Here is a 22,029-nt window from a genome sequence, read left to right on the forward strand (position 1 = left end):
AGGAGGAACATGGCCATCGCCGACATCAAGCAGTATGCGCACCTCACCGACGAGGATGTCGAGGCACTTGCCGCTGAACTCGACGCGATCCGCACGGACGTCGAGGAATCCCGAGGGCAGCGCGACGCCCGTTACATCCGCCGGGCCATCCAGCTGCAGCGCGCACTCGCCGCAGGCGGTCGAGTCGCATTGTTCGCCAGTGGAAACCGGATCGCCCGATACGCCGGTATCGGGATGCTCGCCACCGCCAAGATCATCGAGAACATGGAGTTGGGGCACAACATCATCCATGGCCAGTGGGACTGGATGAACGACCCTGAAATTCATTCCACGGAGTGGGAATGGGATACCACCGCGCCCAGTGTGCACTGGAAGAAGTCCCACAACTTCATCCACCACAAGTACACCAACGTCGTCGGTCTCGACGACGACATCGGCTACGGCATCATGCGGTTGACGCGCGACCAGCGGTGGGAGCGGTGGATGATCGGCAATCCGATCTACAACCTGCTGCTCGGCACACTGTTCGAATGGGGTGTCGCCGCACACGGACTGGAGACCACCAGGTTCCGCAAGGGCGAGAAGTCGATGGCGGAGGTGCGCAAGGACCTACGAGTGATCGGCAAGAAGGTCGGTAAGCAGGCGGGCAAGGACTACCTCGTCTACCCGGCCTTGTCGGGACCGAACTGGAAGCACACCCTCAAAGCCAACTTCATCGCGAACCTGATCCGCAACTACTGGGCCTACGTCGTCATCTTCTGCGGGCATTTCCCCGACGGCGCAGAGAAGTTCACCCGCGAGGAGTTCGACCGGGAGACTCCGGGAGAGTGGTATCTGCGCCAGATGCTCGCGTCGGCGAACTTTCATGCCGGGCCGCTGATGGCATTCATGAGCGGCAACTTGTGCTACCAGATCGAGCATCACCTGTTTCCGGACCTACCCAGCAACCGGTACGCCGAGATCAGCCAGAGGGTGCGGGCGCTGTGCGACAAGTACGATCTGCCATACACAACGGGATCACTTCCCCGCCAGTACTCTCAGTCGTTCTGGACCATCCTGAAGCTGGCGCTGCCCGACAAGCTGCTCAAGGCCACTTCCGACGACGCTCCCGAAACTCATTCGGAGCTCAAGTTCCGGGTGCGGGCGGGTATGCGCGAGAGCTTCGGGGTCGATCCTCGGACCGGTAGGCGCCGAGGCCTGCGAACTGCTTTGCGCGAGCTGGAAACCGGTCCGATCACCGTCGAGCAGCCGGCGCTGGAGGCGGCGGCTGGACGTGACGCGTGACCCATTGCGCGGCGAGCTTGATCAGGCCCGATTTCGGATAGGTGATGTGCGCATTCCAGTCCCGGCCGAGTGAACAGATCGGGTCGTTGGTGTTGCACAGGTCCGCGGTCCTGGCGCCGAAGTCCGGGCTCATCCGGGTCAACGGCTGACCGAGGCGCGCCGACGGGTTCCCGAAGACCACGACCGACGCGACGCGCGGGACGACCGCTGCGGGCAGTGGGGCGCTGTAGCCCAGACCGGCGATCGGCGAGGTGGCCACCACGTCGACGACGGCCGCGCCCTGTGAATAGCCGCCCATCACGATCTTGGTCTTGGGGCACCGGGCCGCGGTGGCCTGGACGCGCTTGCTCATGTCGGTGGCGCCGGCCGCGGCCTTCATGAAGTCCCACGACGCGGGGTACTGGACCGCGTAGGTGCCGATCGTCGAGCCCTTGACCATGGGGCGCAGCGTGTCGACGAACGCCTTGCCGACATTGCCGATACCGGCGGGTTCGTCGGTGCCGCGGGCGAAGACGACCTCGATGTCTGGACAGTCGGGTGCGGCTGAGGCGGAGGGTATCGCGATGGGCGTCGCGATCGTGCCCAGCGCGGCGGTCGCAGCCACTGCTGCGATGCCCGCGAGGGCCGATACCTGACGGACACCCACACGTCACTTCTACCACTGTTTTAACAATGTTGCCCAGGCATACCGGGTCCGAGTAACGGGTATCACCCAGCAGTGACCAGCCAAGTTTCCGACGAACTCCTGCACATCGAACGTGCCGGGTGGGACTCGCTGTGCGAGTCCACCGGCGCCGATTTCTACGGCGAGCTGATGCTGCCCGATGCGGTGATGGTGCTCGCCAACGGCATGGTGATGGACCGCAACACGGTCGTCAGCGCACTCTCGGAGTCGCCGCCGTGGCGTGCCTATGAGATCAGCGGGGTGCGGCTCATCGTGCTCGACGACGACACCGCCGCCCTGGTGTACACCGGTACGGCCTATCGCGAGGGGGAGGAGCCCGCCTTCGTCGGCGCCATGTCCAGCGTTTACCACCGGGTCGACGGAGCCTGGAAGCTCGCGCTGTATCAGCAGACCCGCAAGCCGGACCAGTAGCGGGCGTCACCTCGGCGTCGGGTCTTCGGCGTACCCGCATATGGTCGAGCGGTGACGATCGCCTATGACGAAGCCCTGCGGGAACGCATCGGGGCGCATCTGGCGGGGCACGAGCGCCGCGCCGTGACCGACCCGACGAAGCGGCATGCGGCGGTCGCGGTGGTGTTGGTCGATTCCGAACTCGGTGAGGACCGGGTGGATCCGGCTCCGGTCGACGAGTGGATCGGCGGGCGGCCGATGCCGGAACCCGGGCTGGACGGCCGGATGGTGGATGTGTCAGGCGGGGCGGCTTTTTTGTTGTGCCGCAGGACATCTCGATTGTCGTCGCACGCCGCGCAGTGGGCGCTGCCCGGCGGCCGGCTGGACCCGGGTGAGAATGCGGTCGAGGCCGCGCTGCGGGAACTGGACGAAGAGGTCGGGGTGAGCCTGTCGGACTCATCGGTGCTGGGACTGCTGGACGACTACCCGACGCGCTCCGGCTACGTCATCACCCCGGTGGTGATCTGGGGCGGCGGGCGGTTGGAGCTACGGCCGTCTCCCGACGAGGTGGTGGCGGCGTACCGCGTGGGCCTGCACCAGCTGCAGCGCGAGGATTCGCCGCGGTTCATCACGATCCCGGAGAGCCCGCGCCCGGTGGTGCAGATTCCCTTGGGCAACGACCTGATCCACGCGCCGACCGGCGCGGTGCTGTTGCAGTTGCGGTGGTTGGCCCTGGAGGGTCGCACGGATCCGGTCGACGAACTCGAGCAGCCGGTCTTCGCCTGGAAGTGATGCTCAGGCGTCGTGTCCGGGCTTGAGGTCGGCCACGTCGCCGAGGCTGACCCATGGCCGCGGGTCGCCGGGCGCTTGGCCGTCAACCGGATTCAACAGGTAGCCGACATGGTCGCCGAGGTCGAACCGGTCGATGACCGCGCCGACGAACCAGGCCGGTGAGGCATCGAGGATTGGTATTCCGGCCGGGCCGGGGTGCCACGCGCACTCGGCGAACTTGTCGACCTCGTCACCGGTCTGGCCGCCGAACCAGCGGGCCAGGTCGAGGTCGTCGTGCGAGAGCAGGTGCACCCCCAGGTGGGTGGCGGTTTCCGCGACGGCGAAAGTGTGGTTCGCCTTCGAGATTCCGGCCAGGAACCGGGGCGGGTCGATGCTGGCCTGAGTGGTGAAGCCGACCAGACAACCCGCCGGCCCGTCCTCGCCTTGTGCCGTCACGACGAACATCGGGTAATCGAGCAGTCCTACGAATACGTCGAAACCTTCCCAACTCTGCGCCACCACACCATTGTCACCACAGCGGTACCGGTTTGGGGCCGGCCCGGCGGGGTAGCCCTCATCTGCGACACCGCGAGCGATGGGAGTAGATCTTGAAAGCCGTTACCTGGCATGGCCGGCGGGATGTGCGGGTCGACACCATGCCCGACCCCGAAATCCAAGAGCCCACCGACGCGATCATCGAGGTGACGTCGACCAACATCTGTGGCTCCGACCTACACCTCTACGAGGTGCTCGGTGCCTTCATGCATCCGGGCGACATCCTGGGTCACGAGCCGATGGGCATCGTCCGAGAGGTAGGTTCCGCCGTCGGCAGTCTGACGGTGGGCGAACGCGTGGTCATTCCCTTCCAGATCTCGTGCGGTCACTGCTTCATGTGCGATCAGCAGCTCTACACGCAGTGCGAGAAGACCCAGGTGAAGGATCAGGGCATGGGCGCGGCGTTGTTCGGCTATTCGGAGCTGTACGGCCGGGTTCCCGGCGGCCAAGCCGAGTATCTGCGGGTACCACAGGCGCAGTTCACCCATATCAAAGTTCCTGAGGGACCACCGGATTCGCGATTCGTCTACCTCTCGGACGTTTTACCGACCGCGTGGCAGGCCGTCGCCTACGCCGACATTCCCGATGGGGGATCGGTGACGGTCCTCGGGCTCGGGCCGATCGGCGACATGGCAGCCCGCATCGCACAACATCTCGGCTACCGCGTGATCGCGGTGGACCGGATCCGGGAGCGGCTGGCCCGTGCCGAACAGCGCGGCATCACCACGATCGACCTCGACACACTCGACGAATCGGTGGGCGACGTGGTGCGGTCCATGACCGAAGGCCGAGGCACGGATTCGGTGATCGACGCCGTGGGCATGGAGGCGCACGGTTCGCCGGTGGCCTCCGCCCTGCAGAAGATGACCGCGTTGATGCCCGACGCGATCGCCAAGCCGTTCATGCAGAACGCCGGGCTGGACCGGCTGGACGCGTTCTATTCGGCGATCGACATCGTGCGCCGCGGCGGCACGATTTCTCTCATCGGCGTCTACGGCGGCATGGCGGACCCACTGCCGATGCTGACGTTGTTCGACAAGCAGGTCCAGTTGCGGATGGGACAGGCAAATGTGAAGAAGTGGGTCGGTGACATCCTGCCGCTGCTCGGCGATGACGATCCGTTGGGCGTCGACGATTTCGCCACTCATGTGCTGCCGCTCGCCGAGGCGCCGCACGCTTACGACATCTTCCAGAAGAAGCAGGACGGCGCCGTCAAGATCATCCTCAGGCCCTGGGCGGCCTAGGGGTTGCGGGTCCGGCGCCCGCGCCGGACGGTGGCGGTCGGGGGTGGTGCCGGGCGCGGTGGTGTCGCAGGCGGATCCAGTCGCTGAAACGACAGCTGGATCCGTTCGCGGTCACCGCCGAGACCGACCAGGAGATTGGTGATGTGGGGTGCGAGCACCCGCGAGACTCCCGCGCCGTCGACGCCGAAGACACCGATGATCTCGGCCAGGACGTAGCCGTGCATCATCGTCCAGATCTGCGCGGCCACGGCCACCGGATCGCCCTCGTCGATCGCGCCTGCGGTCATGCACCGCTCCACGAATGCCGGGATCTGCGCGAAGACCGAGTTGATCTCGGACAGGGCTGCCGGGTTGCCGTCGACAGTGAGATCGCGGCCGATCGGCAGCGTGATGGACGGCGAGGTGATCCCGAACATCAGCCGGTAGCGCTGCGGGTAGGTCAGTGCGTACTCGCGGTAGGCGAGGCCGGAGGCGAGTAGATCCGCCACCGGGTCGTCGGTGTCGGGCCGTCGGCTCAGGTGTTCGCCGAAGCGGACGTACGACTCCCGCACCAGGGCCTCGTAGAGGCCGGGCATGCCCTCGAAGTGGGTGTACACCGCCATCGTCGACGCGCCGATCCGCTTGGCCAGCATGCGGGCGCTGAGTGCCTCAGGTCCGCTCTCCTCGAGGACCTGGAGGCTCTCCTCGATCAAGCTTTCGCGAATTCCCATGCTGGACATCGTCCTGGACATGCTGCCATAACAATGTTATACCTGCCAATAACATTGTTATGGATGGTGGGGGAGCCATGTTGGAGACCATTGCCCGAGCGGTGAGTCGGTATGCACTCCTGGTCATGGCGGCCTGGTTGGTCCTGGCCGGCCTCGGCAACGTCGCGGTGCCCCAGCTGGAACATGTCGTGAAGGAGCAGTCCCGGGCGTTCTTCCCCACCGATTCCGGCGCGACGCAGGCAGCGCAACGGATGGGCACGCTGTTCGGAGATTCCGACAGCAACAACATCGCCTACGTCGTCCTCGAGGCGGACCGAACGCTGGGCGAGTCCGACCGCGGCTACTACCGCAGCTTGGCCGACCGCTTGCGCACCGCCACTCCCGGCGTCGAATCGGTGATGGACCTGTGGGACGACCCGGCCGCCGCAGGAGTCTTCGAAAGCCGGGACCACAGGTCGGCATACCTGATGGCCCGGCTCTCCGGCCAATTGGGCAGCACCACCGCGACCGACGCCGTGACCGCCCTGCGAGCTGCGGTCGACGCGCCTGACATCCCGCCCGGATTGCGTGTCCACGTCACCGGCCCCGGTCCCAGCCTGGTCGATGAATTCGCCGCGCTGGACTCGCAATTGGCGAGGATCACCGTCCTGACGGTCGGGTTGATCGCGGCCCTGCTGCTGTTCGTCTACCGCTCGCCGATCACAGCCGCAGTCCCGCTCGCCTCCGTCGGTCTGTCCCTGGCGGTCGCCCGGCCGGTGGTCGCGCTGCTCGGCGAGCACGGCGTGATCGAGGTGTCGGTGTTCTCGGTGGCGCTGATGTCGGCGATGGTGCTGGGCGCGGGGACCGACTACGGCATCTTCCTACTGGGCCGTTACCACGAGAACCGGCGGGCGGGGATGACGCAACCGGATGCGTTGGCCGACGCCTACCGGCGGGTGGCCCCGGTGATCGCCGGCTCCGCCGCGACCATTGCCACCGCGTTGTTCTGCCTGACCTTCGCCAAGGTGAGCTTTCTGCGCAGCGCCGGGATACCCAGCGGGATAGGTGTTCTCGCGGCGATGCTGGGCGCGCTCACCCTCACCCCGGCGTTGATCGGCTGGTTCGGCCGGCGCGGTTGGGTGGAACCGCGGGCCGCGACGATCAGCCACCGGTGGCGCCGGATCGGCACGGCGGTGGCCCGCTGGCCAGGACCGGTCCTGGTGGTCGCCGTGGCTGCGCTGGTCTTCTGCGCGGTGCCATTGCTCGGCGCCAACATCTCCTTCGCGGAACTGAGCGCGCAACCCGCGGACACCGACTCCAGTCGCGGATACCGGGCGGTCCACGACCGGTTCCCGGACAACCGGCTCCTGCCTGAGATCGTCTCGGTCGAGGCCGATCGCGATCTGCGCAATCCAGCCGGGCTCATCACGATCGAGCGGGTCACCCGAAAGATCCTGGAAGTACGCGGGGTACGGACGGTTCAATCAGCCAGCAGGCCGGCCGGGATGCCGGTGCGCCAGGGCACCCTGACCTACCAGGCCGGCCAGATCGGCGAACAGCTCGACGGCACAGCGCAATCCGCGCTCGACGGGATGAGCTCCGTGGAAACTGTCACGGCCACCATCGGCCAACTCGACGCCGCCCTCGACGGCATGCAACGCGGCTTGAGCGGCGCCGTCGACGGCCTGAACCGGGTCGGGGCCGGCTCACAGGACATCGGGACGGGTATGTCGGGATTGCAGGGCAACCTCCAGTCGGTCTCCGGATACGCCGACCCGCTGCGGCAATTCGTCAACAGCAACCCCAACTGCGCGGCCAATCCCATCTGCGCGGCAGTGCAGAAAATCGTCACGCCCCTCGACGACGCGGTGAGTGCGACCGGCACCCTGGCAGGTGGGGCGGGGGCACTCAACGACGGTGCCACCAGCGCCACGAACTCACTCGACGGTGCGGCCAATGCAGTGGCGACCATGCGCTCGGCGCTGACGCAACTGCGTGCTCTCACGTCGACCCTGCGCTCCAGCCTGGGATCGGTCGGCCCGCAGATGCAACAGATGACCGCCTACCTGTCGCAGCTCAGCACCGACTTCGACGGCAGCTCCGAAGGTGGATTCTATCTGCCACCAAGGACTTTCGACGACCCGGAGTACCGCCGGGTGATGGGCATGATGTTCTCCCCGGACGGCCGTGCCACCCGATTGCTCGTCTACGGCGACGGTGAGTCCTGGGGCCGCGACGGTGCGGACCGCTCGAGTGAGATTCGTATTGCCGCCACCGAGGCACTCAAGGACACGCCGCTGGCCTCCAGCGGCGTCGTCGATCTGACCGGCGTCGGCACCGCCACCGCCGAGCTCGTCGACTACGTGCAACACGACTTCACGCTGCTCGTGATCGCCACGCTGGTGCTCATTTTCGTGATCGTGGCCGGCATGCTGCGCAGTCCGGTCGCCGGGGTCGTGGTGCTGGCGACCGTCACGATCTCCTACGCATCGGCGCTGGGAGCCAGTGTCGCGGTCTGGCAGTACCTGTTCGGCCAGCCCCTGCACTGGGCGGTGCCCGCCCTGGCCTTCATCGCCCTGGTCGCCGTCGGTGCGGACTACAACCTGCTGTTGGCGATGCGGCTGCGTGACGAGGCGCGGGCCGGCGTCCGCACCGCGACGATCCGGGCCTTCGCCGGTACCGGCAGCGTCGTCACCGTCGCCGGGATCGTGTTCGGGCTGACCATGTTCGCGATGCTCGGCGCCAGTGTGGTGACGATCGCCCAGGTGGGCTCCACCATCGGCATCGGCCTGATGATCGACACCCTGGTGGTACGGACGTTCGTGGTCCCGCCGATCGCCGTGCTGCTCGGACGCTGGTTCTGGTGGCCCCGGCGCATCGCCGGACAGGTGAGCCCACGTCAGGTCGCCGAACCTGTGCCGGCATGAACGCCGCTCAGTAGACCGGTCATCTGACCCACCTCGATGAGGTAGCCGTCCGGATCGCGCATGTAGCACCGGACTTCGGCCTTCCGGTCGATGGGCGGGGTCAGGAATTCCGCGCCTTTCGAGCTCCATTCCCGGTAACACGCGTCGATGTCGGCCACCCGGATGTTCAGAAAGCTGGTCGCGGTGTGCGGATCGGTCGGCGGGTGCAGCGTCACGTCCGGCTTGTCGGGTGTGGGGCCGCCGCCGGGGTTCATGATCAGCCAACCGTTCGCCAGTTTGACGATGCACGGGTCCTCGGCCATCACCACCTCGCCGCCGAGCACGTCGCGGTAGAAAGCCCTCGATCGCGGCACGTCGGCGACGGTCAAGAAGTGGGTCAACAGCATCCCTGTTTCGGGAGTTGGAAGGTCCTTGCTTTCCATCGGAATTCCTCTCCGCGTGGCGTACGGCCCGGATACCCGGGCGCGGGGCCCGACTAATCCCGCGCGCATGACATCGGCAAAGTCTGGGTACATCGACTGGGTCTGGGGAAGGGGGACGACCGAACCGGAGAGGATCCATGACCGCACCGCGATTGCAGGCTGACCAGCGCGATGCCGCCGAAGCTCAGCGCATTGTGGGTGCGGTGACCTCGGCGTTCTCCGCCCGGGTGGTCGGCCAGGACCATTTGCGCGAATCGATGCTGGTCGCGCTGCTCGCCGGTGGACACCTACTGCTGGAAAGCGTGCCCGGCTTGGCCAAGACCACGGCCGCCCGTGTGGTGGCCGAGTCCATCGACGGAAGCTTCCGCCGTATTCAGTGCACACCTGACCTGTTGCCTAGCGACATCATCGGCACCCAGATCTACGAGGCGGCCGGCAACTCGTTCGCGACACAACTGGGCCCGGTACACGCCAACATCGTGTTGCTGGACGAGATCAACCGATCCAGCGCCAAGACCCAGAGCGCCATGCTGGAGGCGATGGAGGAACGCCAGACCACGATCGCCGGCGTCGAATATCCCATCCCCGAACCGTTTCTCGTCATCGCCACCCAGAACCCGGTCGACCAGGAGGGCACCTATCCGCTGTCGGAGGCTCAGACCGACCGCTTCATGCTCAAGGAGATCGTGGGCTACCCCTCGGTCGAGGACGAGGTGGAGATCGCCGCCCGGATGGACGCAGGCCTCTACGACCGGGGTAACCGTGCAGCTCCCGTCGTCACCATCGACGACATACGTCGCGTGCAGGACATCGTCCGGACGGTATATCTCGACCGGGCGCTGGTCGAGTACGCCAGCCGCCTGGTGGCGGTCACCCGTGAGCCCGGACAGCATCTGCCCGCCAACCTGGCACGGGTGATCGAGTACGGCGCCAGCCCGCGAGCGACGCTGGCGCTGTGCCGGACGGCACGCGCCTTGGCGATGCTGCGCGGACGGGACCACGTGGTGCCCGATGACATCGCCCGCCTGGCCCACCGCGTGCTGCGGCACCGGCTGATCCTCGGCTTCGAAGCCGCCACCGCCCGAATCACCCCCGATGTCGTCATCGATTCGGTGCTGCGCGCGGTGCAGGTCCCGTGAGGCCGCGATGGGCAGATACCTGGACTCCGCCAAGGCGTATGCCGGCCGCGACATCGGCGGGCTGCTCGAAGGCGGCCGCTACGCGCTGGTGCACACCCGCAGCCTGGAATTCGACGAGCTGCGCCCCTACGTGCCCGGTGACGACGTCCGCGACATCGACTGGAAGGCCACCGCACGCTCTGGGCACACCCTGATCAAGCGGTTCGTCTCCGAGAAGCACCACAAGGTCCTGGTGATCGCGGACGCCGGGCGCAACAGCTGCGCACTGGCGCCGTCGGGTGAGTTGAAAAGGACTGTGGCCCAACACCTCATCGGTGCGATCGGATTGATGACGCTGCCCCGATCCGACGAGATCGCGATGGTGCTCGGCGACCATCGCGGTAATGTGGACATCCGGCTGCGCCGCGGCGAGACCCACATCGAGAGCATGCTGCACCGGTTCCACCACCACGCCACCGACCATCCCGGTCCGAGCGACATCCTGGTTCAGCTCGAGTGGGTGGCCCGCCATTACCGTCACCGGTTGCTGATCTTCGTCGTTTCCGACGAACCCGAGATGAGTGACCGGTTGGCCGAGGTCCTTGGTTCATTGACCGCCCGCCACGACGTGCTGTGGCCCCTGGTCAGTGACATGCCTGCGGTGAGCGCACACCGCGACACCGGCCGCAGCTATGAGGTCGCCGACGGGCGACCCATCCTGACTGGGCTGGACCAAGACATCATCGAGGCCTATCGGCGGGCAGAAGCGCAACGGCGCGAACAACTTTCCGAATTCCTGACCAGGCAGCGAATACCTCATGCCCGGGTGACCGGGAGCGTGCGGATCAGGGCGGCATTGACCGCGATGACCGGGGTGTACGCCCGTGCCGGATGACCTGCTGCGGGATGTGATCGGCCCGACACCCTACTCATCGGTGAGGCTGTGGATCGCGATCGGCCTGACCCTGCTGCTGTGCGCGTGGTACGGAGGGGTTTTCGTGCTGACGTCGCGGCGTCGAGCGGTGCGGGAGCTGCCCGTCCTCGGCGCCGCCCGGGCCGAACTGCTGCGCCGACGGTCGGCCCGCGCGGTGCGGCACATCGGAAACCGTTACCGGGCGGGGGATCTCACCGCGGCAGGCGCGGGTTCGGCGCTGAGTGCCGAACTGCGCGCATTCCTGCATGCTGCCACCGGAGTGCAGGCACAGTACATGCAGGTCGACGCGATCGCGGACAGTGCCGCGGCGCCCGCCGCACCGGTTCTGGAAGACCTCACCGACATTCAGTTCAACCACCGTTCGACGCTCGATGCGGGTACGGCCAGCGCCACCACCGAGGAGTTGATCCGCGGATGGACCTGATCTGGTGGGCGGTGGCGGCCGCCGGTTGCCTCGCACTTGCCGGGTGCGTTGGCCTGGCCCTGTTGCCGAAGCAGTCGGTGGACCCGGACGAATTCGTGCCGCTGGCCAATACCCGGCGGCTGACCCGGCTGCCCGAGTACGTGCGCGCCGCGCGCCGGCGAACCGTGGCAGCCGTCGTCGCCATGGTGACGCTGACGGTTGCCTTCGTGGCCTCGGCGCTGATCGCGGCCCGTCCCACCGGCCTGCCGTCGTGGAGCCGTGCCAACCAGATTGCGACCCCGGAGGACATCATGGTGTGCGTCGGCGGCCCGCTCACCGATCCCGCCGTCAGCACCACGCTGCGGTACTTCGCCGATCGGGCCGGCTCCTTCGGCACCGAGCGGGTCGGGTTGACCTCGGCGAACCGGCGGGTCATTCCACTGACCCGGGACTACCAATACGCCGCAGCACAGTTCGCCGCATTCGGGCAGCAGGAAGGTGCGCGGCCGTTCGTCGCGCCGGTGTCCTACGTCGATTACGCCGCCGGTGTCGAGGATGTGCTGGCGATGTGTCTGACCGGGTTTCCGTCCTTTTCCGAGCCGTCCGCGCAGCGCCGGTCGATGATCTATGTGGGCCCTGAGTCCCTGCCCCGACCTGGTGACGTGGCACCGCTGTTCGACACCGACCGACTCCGCGATCTGGCGGTGACGGCCGGTGTTCAGGTCAACGCGATCACCCCCGGATCCGGAGATGGCGCTGCCGGCGAACTGGCCCGCACCACCGGTGGTAGATCGTTTGGATCGGCCGATGTCGCTTCGCATCTGACCGAGATCCGGGACCATCCGCCGCAAGCGGGATCGACCGGTGAGTCAGCGGACGTCCGATCGGCCGAAACGCCGGGGGTTCCGGTGTTGCTCGCGCTGCTGGCCATGGCGGTGCTGTGGTGGTGGCCGGTGGTGATGCGGGGATGAGGTTTGAACCGATCCTGCCGCCGCTGCTGGTCGCGGTGCTCGCGGTGGTACTGCTCGGGGCCCGCGCGATCAGCTTCGGGCGGGTCCGGGCGCAGGGTGGTGGTTGGGCCTCGGTGTGGCGCTGGTCGGCACTCACCACAGCCGGCCTGCTGCTGCTGGTGGCTGCGCTCGGCCCCGTCGCCGGAAGAACGCACGACACCGTGCCCCGACCCGCCGGCGATCGCGACCCGAATATCTTTGTGCTGTTGGACCGTTCACCGGACATGTCGGGGAAACGGATCGCGGCGGCCCGCGACGACATCACGGCCCTGATCGAACGCTACCCTCAGGCACGCTTCGCCCTGATTTCCTTCGCCGACCGCCCGTCGGTGGACTGGCCACTGTCCGCCGACACCTGGAGCCTGCGCCCCGTGGTGGCCGCGACCAATGCCGCACCCGAGGCGTCGGACACCCCGGATGCCAACGTCGGCGCCGCCGCCAACATCCTGCGCTACCAGCTGATCAGCGCCGTACAGCAATTTCCGCGCGCCCAGAACCTCGTGTTCTATCTCGGCGCGGGCGCCCCGGAATCGCAGGCACCGCAACGTGAATTCCAGCTGACCGAGAATGCGGTGGACGGGGGCGCGGTACTCGGGTACGACGACGCCGGGGCGCAGGCGCTTCGCGGGGTGGCCGAGCAGATCGGGGTGCCGTTCGTGTCGCGTACGGATGCGAGACCGTTGGCCGAAGCGTTGCCGGGCGACGAAACCCGAAGTCAGTCACCTGCGGCCGTACCGGTGACCATCGCCGTGGAGCTGTACTGGGTGTTCGCCGCTGTGGCCGCCCTGCTCATCCTGGTCGAGCTCTATCGGGTGCTTCGTGAATTCCGTCGCACTCGACTGATCGACATGGGGCTGCGGTCATGAGCACGGTGCGTCGCCGCCTTCTGGTGTACTCGGCACCGGTGGCGTTGGTGCTCGTCATCGCGATCGTCAAACTCCTCTCGGTGGTGCTGATCGGTAATTCGACGGCGGCGAGCTTCACCGACCGGGACACCGAGGCGCTGAGGAGCGAGGTGGGTCGGCTCCAGATGCTCAACGTCGTCGAACCCGGCAAGGCCAGTTTCGCTGCGGGCGCACTGGCCGTTCTCGAGGGCCGGCTCGTCGACGCCGATCAGAACTTCAGTGACGCGGTGGCCCGTCTGAATGGAGCTCAATCATGTTCGGCGAGGATCAATCTGGAACTGGTACGCGAGTCACTCGGTGACCGTGCCGCCGCGGCTTCCGATGGCCGGACGGCACTGAGCCATTACCTGTCCGCACGGGAGGTGATCGACCGTGCCCCTGCGGGTTGCTTTGCCGACAACGAGGCCCCCGCGCGGTTGAACAGCAAGATCGGTGCGGCCGGAGCGATCGTGCCGCCGAACCCGCCACCCCCAGCACCGGCAGCGCCGGTACTGCCGCCGGGGGCCGGCGGGACGGCGCCTACCCAGCCCCCGAATCGGCTCGACCCGACCTCCGGTGATCCGTTGGACCGGCTGCAGCAGATCTTGCGTGACGCGGCCACGGGTTAGATTCGGGTGAGTCGGGCGCGTTGGGCCCGGTCAACACGAAGGAATGGAATGGCTGTGGCAGACGGGCTGTCCGCGCGTGAGGCGAAGCGCCTACAGACGCGTGAGCGGTTGATGGGTGCGGCGATCGCCGAGTTCAAGCGCGCCGGGATGGCCGAAGCGGATGTGGGCACGATCGTCACTGCGGCGGGCGTCGCACACGGCACGTTCTTCTTTCACTTCCCCACCAAGGAACATGTGCTGCTCGAACTCGAGCAGCGCGAAGAGGTACGTATCGCCAAGCTGTACACGCAGTTCCTCAAGAAGCCGCACACCCTGGAGGACGGGCTGCGCGAGTCGATGCGGCTCGTCATCGGCCTGGAACGACGGCTAGGTGACGTGTTGTTCAAAGACTTTCTGGCCCTGCATTTCTCGCAGACCCGTCCCCCCGCGCCGGACAGCCAGGAGCACCCGGTGATCTCGGGTGTCGCGCGCGAGATCGAACTGGCCCAGCAGCAAGGTGAGGTTGCTGCCGACGTCAGCCCGTGGAACAGTGCGGTTTTCTTCCTGCTCGGCTTCTATGCCCTGTTGATCACCACCAACGACTGGCCCACCCGCGACGCCCTGCTGGACGACTTCGTGGTCAGGACCATGCGCAGCCTGGCGCTTTAGTCTCGAACCACCTCCAGCGCAATGCCGTTCGCTCTTGATTGCCTGACCACGCCATGGGGAACAGGACCGGCTGATCTCCGAGACCCAGCCGTGTCCTGGGTGACGCAGGGCTACGGCCGGATCGCGGTGGTGTTCTCCCCGTCAGAACCGGTTGTATTGCGGGGACCTAACGATTCGGTGCTGTCTCGGGGTTGACGCTCTCGTAAACAGCAAAGCCGTGGTTCAGTGGTAACCGATGTCTGGTGTCTGGTCCCCGCGTCGCTGTCTCACCGCTGCGGTGACGGCGGGTGTCACGTTGCTCGCGGTGGGTGTTCCGTCGGTCTCGGCCGCGCCGGCCAGTGATGGCCGTGGATATGTCGACTCGACGGCACGGTGTCCGAGCGCGGACGCCACCGTGCTGTACGGCAGCACTGACGCCTCCAGGGTTGCGATCTGTTCGGTGTCGGGCGGCAAGTACGAGTACCGCGGTGTCCGGCTGCGCGACGGCGCCAAGCTGATCGTGCCCGCGACGCGGAACGACGACGGCGCGTTCCGGGTGGACAACGCCGGGATCGAGTACCTGGTTACGGCGAAGTCGCTGGTGCTCAGTGTGGGGGAGAAGGTGATCCGGGAGGAGGCGATGATCGACTTTCACCGCCCCGGCGCCCCCGCCACACAGGACTCGGTGAAGAGTCCGGGCGCGGCTCCCGCTCCGGCCACCGCGTCGCCCACGCCGACGACACCGTTGCCGCCGCCACTGGCCGCCGAAGTCGGTGGCAGCGGGGCCCGCCGCTGACCTGCTGAGCTGCGCAGTTGCCCGAGAAGTTGAGGGCAGTTGGTGAAAATGATAATCATTAACGGTATGCGTGCGTGTTCGTCGACCCTGCAGACGGCCGGTCTGGACCGGCTGCTGGACCAACTTCGGCCCGAAACCACCTGGCTGAGTGTTCCCCTCGTCGACGACGTCGTCCAGGTCGGGATCGGCGGCGATTTCGAAACCACCACACTCGCCGTATCGGTCACGCCGACGTCGGTACGGGTCCGGCGGGTCGACGGCGGCCGCCTGCAGGCGCACATCGTCGAAAACTGGACTGATGCGAGCTCGCCGGGCGTGGCGACCCCGGTGTTCGACGAGCCGGTGGAGGAGCTCGTACTCGAACGCTGTGATGGGCAATGGGCCTTCGGCCCGCGGATGCGCGCCCGGCCAACGCAACTCGACCGGTTCGTCGGCACGCTCACCCGGTTCGCGCTGGCCAAGCAACTCCGCGCCGGTGGCTTTGATCAGGCGGTGGGTGCGGCGTAGGCCTGCAGATACTGGGTGAGCGCGTGTTCGCCCTCGGTGAGAATCGCGCGGTCCTTCTCGGGGCCGGCGTGAAAGGCCATCTCCAGCAGGCGATCACCCATCTCGACGGCGACCATCGTCACAAGCGGATCGGTATCCTCCCGCAGCAGCCCCCAGTGCAGCAGGCCGGCATGCAGCGCGGTGGCGAACTCGGCCCGGCGCACTCGCGGATCGGCGATCTGTCCACTCGCCAGGCTGGTGTAGTGCAAGTTGACCAGGTGCGGATGGTTCCGCAGGTGTTCGTAGTGGAATTCGAAGATGCCGTGGGCGACCTCGGCGAGGCTGGTCGGCGCCAGCGCGGCCAGGACTGCTGCGCCTTCGGCATCGCGACGGTCCAGGTGGTCGGTGACGATCTCCTGCAGGATCGCATCCCGGTTCGGGAAGAACTGGTACACCGTCGCGACCGGAACTTCGGCGCGGTGGGCGATGGCGCGGGTGGTGACGGCGTCGACGCCCTCAGTCTCGAGCAGCTCGAGCGCCGCAGCCCGGATGCGCTCGACGCGTCGTCTGCTGCGCTCCTGTACTGGTTGGCGGCGCCGTAGTGGCTTGTGGGTGACCACGCCTGAATCGTCGCACATCGCTGACATGAGCCATGTTCACGTTTGTGGGGATTGGGTCGATGTCCAGGAGTTTCCGGGTCCTTGGCGATCGCCGGGTGGCCGGATTCACATAAAGAACTGAACATGGCCTGTGACACGGCGCCTCGGGCATGCGGGTCAATAAACGAACATCCAGAGGTACGAGCCGATCCAGGCAACGAAATCCTCGTCACCTGCAGAACCGCGTGCTCTGCGGCGAAAAAGGCTGGGAGTGAAGGCGTTTCGAGTTATCGAAGGCTCGTGCGCGGGGATCCGAATCGATCCCTGCCGGCGGTGATCGCGATAGTCTCAACGCGGTTGAGGACACAGCCAAAGTTACGTGATCGAGGGTCGCACCTCGCTCCCTTGTAGCTAGGCGATGGAGTGTCATGACTGCTGTTCACTACGCGGATCGGCTGCGTCCGGTCCGTTCTTCCGACACCGCAGTCGTCGACTGCGCCGGAGCGCGGGTCTCGGCGCATATCCGTGGCCCGGCCACTGTGCTGGTGGTCGAGGGAGAAATCGATATCTGCAACGCGGACCGATTGATCGCCGCGATCCGCCGGCTCATTCAGCCGGGGACCCCTTTCGTCCTGGATCTACGCGCGGTGGATTTCATGGCGATCAGTGGTTTCCGCGAACTGTTGGCCTTCGCCGACGAGTGCAACCAGAAGTGCGCGGCCTGGCATGTGGTGGTCGGAAGTGCGTTGCGTCCGCTGCTGAAGGTGTTCGCGGACCATCACCTGCCCGTCGTGGGCCTCACGGGCGCGACGGCCGGTTCTGGCTGACCCTCCCGCTGGTGCCGTATACAACGTAAGCAATGCAGGTAGAATGGCTTTCTGGGGCAGCGACCGCGCCCCAGTGAGTCCACCTCGAGCGAAACGTGATGACGGCGAACGAAGATCTGGATTTCACCAGTACGAACCTCGGCGCCACCGAGGACTTCTTGGCGCGCGCGTACACGAAGATGTCCATCGGCCGGGGTCCGGGCGAGCGCCCGACGACGCGCATCGTCCGGAAGTGGCTGGGGTCGATCAGTTTCGACGAACTCGAGCTCGACTATCACATGTCGTACGACGCTGATCCGCTGAACCGGATCTGCTTGTGCAGAGTGCACTCGGGCCGTATCGAGGAGAACTTCATCGGCGAACCGCAGGATGTGTTCGGGCCCGGAGACGTCACGTTGTTCTCGCCGCCCGAGCTGCCCTACTCGGGCCGGGTCTGCCGGGCCGGTTACGACCTGACCATGTTCGACACCGAATTGCTGGGGCGCGTCGCGACGACGGGCCCCAGCGAACCGGGCGGATCCGTGCGGTTCACCGGCCATCGCCCGGTATCGGCGCAGGCGGGGTACCAGCTCACCGTCGCGATCGAGTACGTGCGCTCGGTCGTGCAGGCCAGGAGTGGGCCCGTACCGCCTCTGCTGGCCTCGGCCACCGCCTCGATGCTGGCTGCGACCGTGGTCTCCACGATGCCGACCAACGCCGGGCTCGAACCCGGTCCGACCGATCGGCGCGACGCGAAACCGGCGCTGCTGCGGCGAGCCATCGCCTACATCGAAGCCAACGCCGACCGCGATATCGCCCTTGCCGACATCGCCGAGGCGGTCTACGTCACGCCCCGCGCGTTGCAATACATGTTCCGGCGCCATCTCGAGGTCTCGCCGATGGGATATCTGCGCCGGGTGCGTCTGGACCTCGCGCGGCGCCAGCTTCTGAACGCCGATCCGGCGACAACGACGGTGCAAGCCGTCGCGGCTCGATGGGGATTCGCCCATACCGGGCGTTTCGCGGCTGCCTACCGGCGTACCTTCGGTGAGAATCCGTCCGACACCCTCAGTTGAACCAACTGAACTCACCGCTCATGCGAAGGAAAACGTGTCCATACTGTCCACGCCGATGGTGGCTGATGCCCTGGCCCGATTGTTCTCCGTAGGAGTGCGTCCGGGGCCCATGAGTGCCGTTCGGTTCCCCGAAATACCCGGCCGCACAACGCTGATCGCGATCCCGACCCGTCACGGTGACGTTGCCGCCACGGTGTATCACCCGGCGGCCGGCGAGGGAAAGCCCGCGGTGTACGTGAACGTGCACGGCGGAGGTTTCGTCGTCGGACACCGAGAGCAGGACGACCCGTGGTGCCGTTTCCTCGCCGCACACGCGGATGTCGTTGTGATCAACGTCGATTACCTACTGGCCCCGCATCGTCGGTTTCCCGCCCCGGCCGAACAGATCTATGACGTGCTGAGCTGGGTCTCGAAGCCCGAACATGACTGGGACGGCAGCCGGTTGTGTGTGGGTGGGCAGAGTGCGGGCGGCAGCTTGTCCGCGGCGGCCGCGCGGCTGGCGCTGGAGGGCGGTGGACCGCGGATCGCGTTACAGGTCTTGCACTACCCGCCGCTGGACCTGGTCACTGCCACCAAGGACAAACACTCCCCGGTGGGCGCCAAGGCCGTGTTGAAGCCGTGGATGGGCGAGGTGTTCGATACCGCCTACATACCCGATCGCGCCCGTCGCACCGACCGGCTGGCGTCCCCGGCCTGGGGCGCGAACGCCGACGGAATCGAGGGCATCGCCCCGGCGCTGATCGTCACCGCCGAGTACGACCGGTTGCGCGACGAGGCGTGGCGATACGCCGAGAAACTCGACGCGGTCGGCGCATTGGCCGAGTACTACGAAGTGCCCGACGTCGACCACGGCTACAACATCATGAGCAACAACGTCGACGTCACCAGGAAGGTCTACGACCACATCGCCGGGCACGTGCGGCGCGCCACCGCACCGTGACAGGGATCTCGTAGGGAAGCCCTCACACGGCCACCCCTTCTATTTAGGCTTGCCTTACCTAAATAGAAGGGGTGGCATGAGGAAGATCCAGGTAGCAGTCATCGGCGCGGGCCCGGCCGGCATCTACGCCGCCGACATCCTGACCAAGGAGTACGAGCACGCGCGCGTCGACGTATTCGACCGGTTGCCTGCCCCGTACGGACTCGTGCGTTACGGAGTCGCCCCGGATCATCCGCGGATCAAAGAGATCATCAAGGCACTGCGCCGCGTGCTCTCCCGTGACGAGAACAGCGTGCGGTTCATCGGCAATGTCCACTACGGCACGGATCTGCGGTTGGCCGATCTGCGCCGCCACTACGACGCGGTGATCTTCTCGACCGGCGCCAGGGCCGACCGGGCGCTGGACATCCCGGGCATCGATCTGCCGGGAAGCTACGGTGCCGCCGACTTCGTGTCCTGGTACGACGGGCATCCCGACGTGCCGCGCACTTGGCCGCTGACCGCGAAGCGCGTCGCCGTGCTCGGTGCGGGCAACGTGGCACTCGACATCGCGCGGATGCTGGCCAAGCCGGCCGACGAACAACTCAGCACCGAGATCCCGGGCAACGTCTACCAGGGGCTGGCCGCCAACCAGGCCACCGACGTCCACGTCTTCGCCCGCCGCGGTCCGGCGCAGATCAAGTTCAGCCCCATGGAGTTTCGCGAGCTGTCACACTCGCCCAGCGTCGATGTCATCGTGCATCCGGAGGGTTTCGAGATCGACGACGCCAGCCAGCACGCGATCAACACGAGCAAGTCGACCAGGCTCGTGGTGGACACCATGATGAAGTATCTGCAGCGCGAACCCACCGGTGCGCCGCACCGCATTCACCTTCACCTGTGCCAGTCGCCGGTGGCGGTACTGGGCACAGAGCGGGTCGCGGGCCTGCGCACCGAGCGCACCGAACTGTGTGGCGACGGGAATGTCCGCGGCACAGGAGAATTCACCGATTGGCGGGTGGAAGCGGTGTACCGTGCCGTGGGTTATCTGTCGTCGCATCTGGCGGAGCTGCCGTTCGACCACCACGCGGGCGTGGTGCCGAATGACGCGGGCCGGGTGCTGGATATCGACGGTGGGCTGATCGATGCCGCCTACGTGACGGGTTGGATCAAGCGAGGCCCGATCGGGTTGATCGGACATACCAAGTCCGATGCGGCCGAAACCGTTGCGAGCCTGCTCGACGACCTGCCGGGTCTGCGTACTCCCGAAACTCGCGATCCTGACGCGATACTCGAGCACCTGTCGGCCACCGGTGTCGACTACACCACGTGGGCGGAATGGGAGCGCCTCGACTCTCACGAGATCTCACTGGGGGAGGTCCAGGGGCGAGAGCGCGTGAAGGTGGTGGCGCGAGACGAGATGATCCAGGCCGGCCGGGACGCCCTGGTGCGCGACTAATCCAGCGAGCTGTGCAACGCCAGGGTGGCCGCGACGGCGTTGGCGGCCTCCGCGCCCTTCTTGACGAAGTGCTTGGTGAAGTACTCGATGTGCTCGTCGTGCTCGTGGAAGTGATGCGGGGTGAGCACGACGGAGAACACCGGCACATCGGTGTCGAGCTGCACGCGCATCAGTCCGTCGATCACCGCGGTGGCCACGAACTCGTGGCGATAGATGCCGCCGTCGACCACGAGCCCGGCCGCGACGATCGCCCGGTAACGTCCGGTGAGTGCCAGACGCTTTGCGGTGAGCGGAATTTCGAAGGCGCCGGGAACCTCGAAGAACTCCAGGGCCGCGCCGTCGAAGCCATGGGTGCCGATCTGCTCGGTGAACCCCTCGCGGGCCTTGTCGACGATGTTGCGATGCCAGGTGGCTTGCACGAACGCGATCTGAGTGGCTGCGTCAGACATGTAGCGACGCTATCGCACGTCGAGGTAGGCGTCGGCCCAGGCGCCGATGATTCGTCCGGCGCGTTTGGCCTGCCCGGGCCCGGTCAGCAGGTGTTCGGAACCTTCCAGCGAGACGAAGCTGCGCGGATGGCGGGCGGCCCAGAAGATGTCGCTGGCGTTCTTGATGCCGACGGTGTTGTCGGTCGGGGAGTGCAGGATGAGCAGTGGCATCTTGAGGCCCTTGATCTTGTCGAGCAGCTCTGTGGCCCGGACATCCTCGACGAATGCGCGCTTGAGGGTCAGGGTCTTCCCGCCGACCATCCACTGCCCGCTGCCCTCGGCGCAGACCTGCTCGATCACCGCGTCGTATTGACGCTCGACGTGTGTGGGATCGAACGGTGCACCCACGGTCACCACGGCCCGGACACCCGGTGATCGTCGGGCCGCGGCAATGACGGCCGAACCACCCCACGAATGTCCGATCAGGATGTCGGCCGGGGTGCCGCGCTCGGCCATGAACTTGCAGGCCTCGATGATGTCCTGGGTCTTGTGGGTGAAGGAGCCGTCACCCCAGTCGCCCTCGGATCCGCCCAGGCCGAGTGCGTCGTAGCGCAGCATTCCTATGCCGTCGGCAGCCAGCTGTTTGCAGATGCGCGAGGCGGCCGGAGAGTCCTTGCCGAGGGTGAAGCCGTGCGAGAACACGCCCCAGCCGCGCACCGGTCCGTCGGGCCGATCGATCACCCCGGCCAGCATCGGGCCTGTCGAACTGGGGAATGTGACGCGCTCAGCCATGCAGGTGGTCTACCACGCTGCGGGTTGGCGGAGGTACCTGTGTGGTCGCACGGCCTGGCTCCGTAGGGTGGATGGACCGGCCGGTCATGGTCAACG

At 66.6% G+C, this 22,029-nt stretch carries 25 protein-coding genes; 18 read left to right on the forward strand and 7 right to left on the reverse strand.

Annotation, left to right across the window (positions count from 1 at the left end):
* Positions 1-9 precede the first annotated feature (9 nt).
* On the forward strand, positions 10-1,284 hold the full coding sequence (locus tag AC4ELS_RS15250; protein WP_499047988.1) for a fatty acid desaturase family protein: 1,275 nt from the start codon (positions 10-12) through the stop codon (positions 1,282-1,284).
* Here the strand turns inward: AC4ELS_RS15250 and AC4ELS_RS15255 are convergent.
* Entirely contained in the window at positions 1,235-1,930 is a 696-nt protein-coding gene (locus tag AC4ELS_RS15255) for a cutinase family protein (RefSeq protein WP_055119000.1), read from the reverse strand. The two genes, AC4ELS_RS15250 and AC4ELS_RS15255, sit on opposite strands and share 50 nt — an antisense overlap.
* A 72-nt stretch (positions 1,931-2,002) precedes the next feature.
* Here AC4ELS_RS15255 and AC4ELS_RS15260 point away from each other — a divergent pair, with 72 nt between their 5' ends.
* Both AC4ELS_RS15260 and AC4ELS_RS15265 read left to right on the forward strand, forming a co-directional pair.
* On the forward strand, positions 2,003-2,380 hold the full coding sequence (locus AC4ELS_RS15260) for a nuclear transport factor 2 family protein (protein WP_055118998.1): 378 nt from the start codon (positions 2,003-2,005) through the stop codon (positions 2,378-2,380).
* Positions 2,381-2,431: 51 nt separating this feature from the next.
* A complete protein-coding gene (locus AC4ELS_RS15265) occupies positions 2,432-3,151 on the forward strand; it encodes an NUDIX hydrolase (protein ID WP_055118996.1) in 720 nt (239 codons plus the stop codon).
* A gap of 3 nt (positions 3,152-3,154) precedes the next feature.
* Here AC4ELS_RS15265 and AC4ELS_RS15270 read toward each other — a convergent pair whose 3' ends face one another.
* A complete protein-coding gene (locus tag AC4ELS_RS15270) occupies positions 3,155-3,595 on the reverse strand; it encodes a flavin reductase family protein (protein ID WP_135362169.1) in 441 nt (146 codons plus the stop codon).
* Between the two features lie 143 nt (positions 3,596-3,738).
* Between AC4ELS_RS15270 and AC4ELS_RS15275 the strand changes: the two genes are divergently transcribed.
* The gene (locus AC4ELS_RS15275) at positions 3,739-4,929 is read left to right on the forward strand and encodes a zinc-dependent alcohol dehydrogenase (RefSeq protein ID WP_499047991.1); all 1,191 of its coding nucleotides are present in this window, start codon (positions 3,739-3,741) and stop codon (positions 4,927-4,929) included.
* Here AC4ELS_RS15275 and AC4ELS_RS15280 read toward each other — a convergent pair.
* On the reverse strand, positions 4,926-5,639 hold the full coding sequence (locus AC4ELS_RS15280) for a TetR/AcrR family transcriptional regulator (RefSeq protein WP_499047993.1): 714 nt from the start codon (positions 5,637-5,639) through the stop codon (positions 4,926-4,928). The two genes, AC4ELS_RS15275 and AC4ELS_RS15280, sit on opposite strands and share 4 nt — an antisense overlap.
* Positions 5,640-5,716: 77 nt before the next feature.
* Between AC4ELS_RS15280 and AC4ELS_RS15285 the strand changes: the two genes are divergently transcribed.
* Complete coding sequence (locus tag AC4ELS_RS15285) at positions 5,717-8,545, forward strand: MMPL/RND family transporter (RefSeq protein ID WP_499047995.1); 2,829 nt, start codon at positions 5,717-5,719, stop codon at positions 8,543-8,545.
* On the opposite strand, the gene AC4ELS_RS15290 is transcribed toward AC4ELS_RS15285, so the two are convergent.
* Positions 8,518-8,967 carry a VOC family protein gene (locus AC4ELS_RS15290; protein ID WP_498884872.1) on the reverse strand — a complete coding sequence of 150 codons (450 nt, stop codon included), beginning with the start codon at positions 8,965-8,967 and terminating at the stop codon, positions 8,518-8,520. The two genes, AC4ELS_RS15285 and AC4ELS_RS15290, sit on opposite strands and share 28 nt — an antisense overlap.
* Positions 8,968-9,104: 137 nt before the next feature.
* On the opposite strand from AC4ELS_RS15290, the gene AC4ELS_RS15295 reads away from it, so the two are divergent.
* From AC4ELS_RS15295 to AC4ELS_RS15335, 9 genes are all read left to right on the forward strand, one after another.
* Positions 9,105-10,106: an AAA family ATPase gene (locus AC4ELS_RS15295; RefSeq protein ID WP_448444595.1), complete on the forward strand. Its 1,002-nt coding sequence runs from the start codon at positions 9,105-9,107 to the stop codon at positions 10,104-10,106.
* A 7-nt stretch (positions 10,107-10,113) separates the two neighbouring features.
* The gene (locus AC4ELS_RS15300; protein WP_499047997.1) at positions 10,114-10,980 is read left to right on the forward strand and encodes a DUF58 domain-containing protein; all 867 of its coding nucleotides are present in this window, start codon (positions 10,114-10,116) and stop codon (positions 10,978-10,980) included.
* Positions 10,970-11,443 (forward strand): hypothetical protein, encoded by a 474-nt coding sequence (locus tag AC4ELS_RS15305; RefSeq protein ID WP_499047999.1) that lies wholly within the window; start codon positions 10,970-10,972, stop codon positions 11,441-11,443. The genes AC4ELS_RS15300 and AC4ELS_RS15305 overlap by 11 nt, the downstream gene beginning before the upstream one ends.
* Positions 11,434-12,393, forward strand: a complete 960-nt coding sequence (locus AC4ELS_RS15310; RefSeq protein WP_499048001.1) for a hypothetical protein — start codon at positions 11,434-11,436, stop codon at positions 12,391-12,393. Before AC4ELS_RS15305 ends, AC4ELS_RS15310 begins: the two co-directional genes overlap by 10 nt.
* Positions 12,390-13,298 (forward strand): VWA domain-containing protein, encoded by a 909-nt coding sequence (locus tag AC4ELS_RS15315; RefSeq protein ID WP_498884878.1) that lies wholly within the window; start codon positions 12,390-12,392, stop codon positions 13,296-13,298. Before AC4ELS_RS15310 ends, AC4ELS_RS15315 begins: the two co-directional genes overlap by 4 nt.
* Complete coding sequence (locus AC4ELS_RS15320) at positions 13,295-13,945, forward strand: hypothetical protein (protein ID WP_498884880.1); 651 nt, start codon at positions 13,295-13,297, stop codon at positions 13,943-13,945. Before AC4ELS_RS15315 ends, AC4ELS_RS15320 begins: the two co-directional genes overlap by 4 nt.
* A 48-nt stretch (positions 13,946-13,993) precedes the next feature.
* Entirely contained in the window at positions 13,994-14,593 is a 600-nt protein-coding gene (locus tag AC4ELS_RS15325) for a TetR/AcrR family transcriptional regulator (RefSeq protein WP_498884882.1), read from the forward strand.
* Between the two features lie 235 nt (positions 14,594-14,828).
* The gene (locus AC4ELS_RS15330; protein WP_498884884.1) at positions 14,829-15,368 is read left to right on the forward strand and encodes a hypothetical protein; all 540 of its coding nucleotides are present in this window, start codon (positions 14,829-14,831) and stop codon (positions 15,366-15,368) included.
* Positions 15,369-15,434: 66 nt separating this feature from the next.
* Positions 15,435-15,875 carry a hypothetical protein gene (locus AC4ELS_RS15335; protein WP_448444607.1) on the forward strand — a complete coding sequence of 147 codons (441 nt, stop codon included), beginning with the start codon at positions 15,435-15,437 and terminating at the stop codon, positions 15,873-15,875.
* On the opposite strand, the gene AC4ELS_RS15340 is transcribed toward AC4ELS_RS15335, so the two are convergent.
* Positions 15,854-16,474: a TetR/AcrR family transcriptional regulator gene (locus tag AC4ELS_RS15340; RefSeq protein WP_498884885.1), complete on the reverse strand. Its 621-nt coding sequence runs from the start codon at positions 16,472-16,474 to the stop codon at positions 15,854-15,856. The two genes, AC4ELS_RS15335 and AC4ELS_RS15340, sit on opposite strands and share 22 nt — an antisense overlap.
* A gap of 407 nt (positions 16,475-16,881) precedes the next feature.
* Here AC4ELS_RS15340 and AC4ELS_RS15345 point away from each other — a divergent pair, with 407 nt between their 5' ends.
* From AC4ELS_RS15345 to AC4ELS_RS15360, 4 genes are all read left to right on the forward strand, one after another.
* Complete coding sequence (locus AC4ELS_RS15345; protein WP_448444610.1) at positions 16,882-17,280, forward strand: STAS domain-containing protein; 399 nt, start codon at positions 16,882-16,884, stop codon at positions 17,278-17,280.
* Between the two features lie 98 nt (positions 17,281-17,378).
* Positions 17,379-18,335, forward strand: coding sequence for an AraC family transcriptional regulator (locus tag AC4ELS_RS15350; RefSeq protein ID WP_498884887.1), 957 nt, complete (start codon positions 17,379-17,381; stop codon positions 18,333-18,335).
* A gap of 34 nt (positions 18,336-18,369) precedes the next feature.
* Entirely contained in the window at positions 18,370-19,275 is a 906-nt protein-coding gene (locus AC4ELS_RS15355) for an alpha/beta hydrolase (RefSeq protein WP_448444614.1), read from the forward strand.
* 76 nt (positions 19,276-19,351) lie between these two features.
* Complete coding sequence (locus tag AC4ELS_RS15360; protein ID WP_499048004.1) at positions 19,352-20,713, forward strand: FAD-dependent oxidoreductase; 1,362 nt, start codon at positions 19,352-19,354, stop codon at positions 20,711-20,713.
* Here AC4ELS_RS15360 and AC4ELS_RS15365 read toward each other — a convergent pair.
* Together AC4ELS_RS15365 and AC4ELS_RS15370 are read right to left on the reverse strand one after the other, a co-directional pair.
* Positions 20,710-21,162 (reverse strand): 6,7-dimethyl-8-ribityllumazine synthase, encoded by a 453-nt coding sequence (locus AC4ELS_RS15365; RefSeq protein ID WP_064880485.1) that lies wholly within the window; start codon positions 21,160-21,162, stop codon positions 20,710-20,712. The two genes, AC4ELS_RS15360 and AC4ELS_RS15365, sit on opposite strands and share 4 nt — an antisense overlap.
* A 9-nt stretch (positions 21,163-21,171) precedes the next feature.
* Entirely contained in the window at positions 21,172-21,933 is a 762-nt protein-coding gene (locus AC4ELS_RS15370) for an alpha/beta hydrolase family protein (RefSeq protein WP_055118957.1), read from the reverse strand.
* Between the last annotated feature and the right edge of the window lie 96 nt (positions 21,934-22,029).

The organism is Mycobacterium shunyiense (assembly GCF_058270035.1).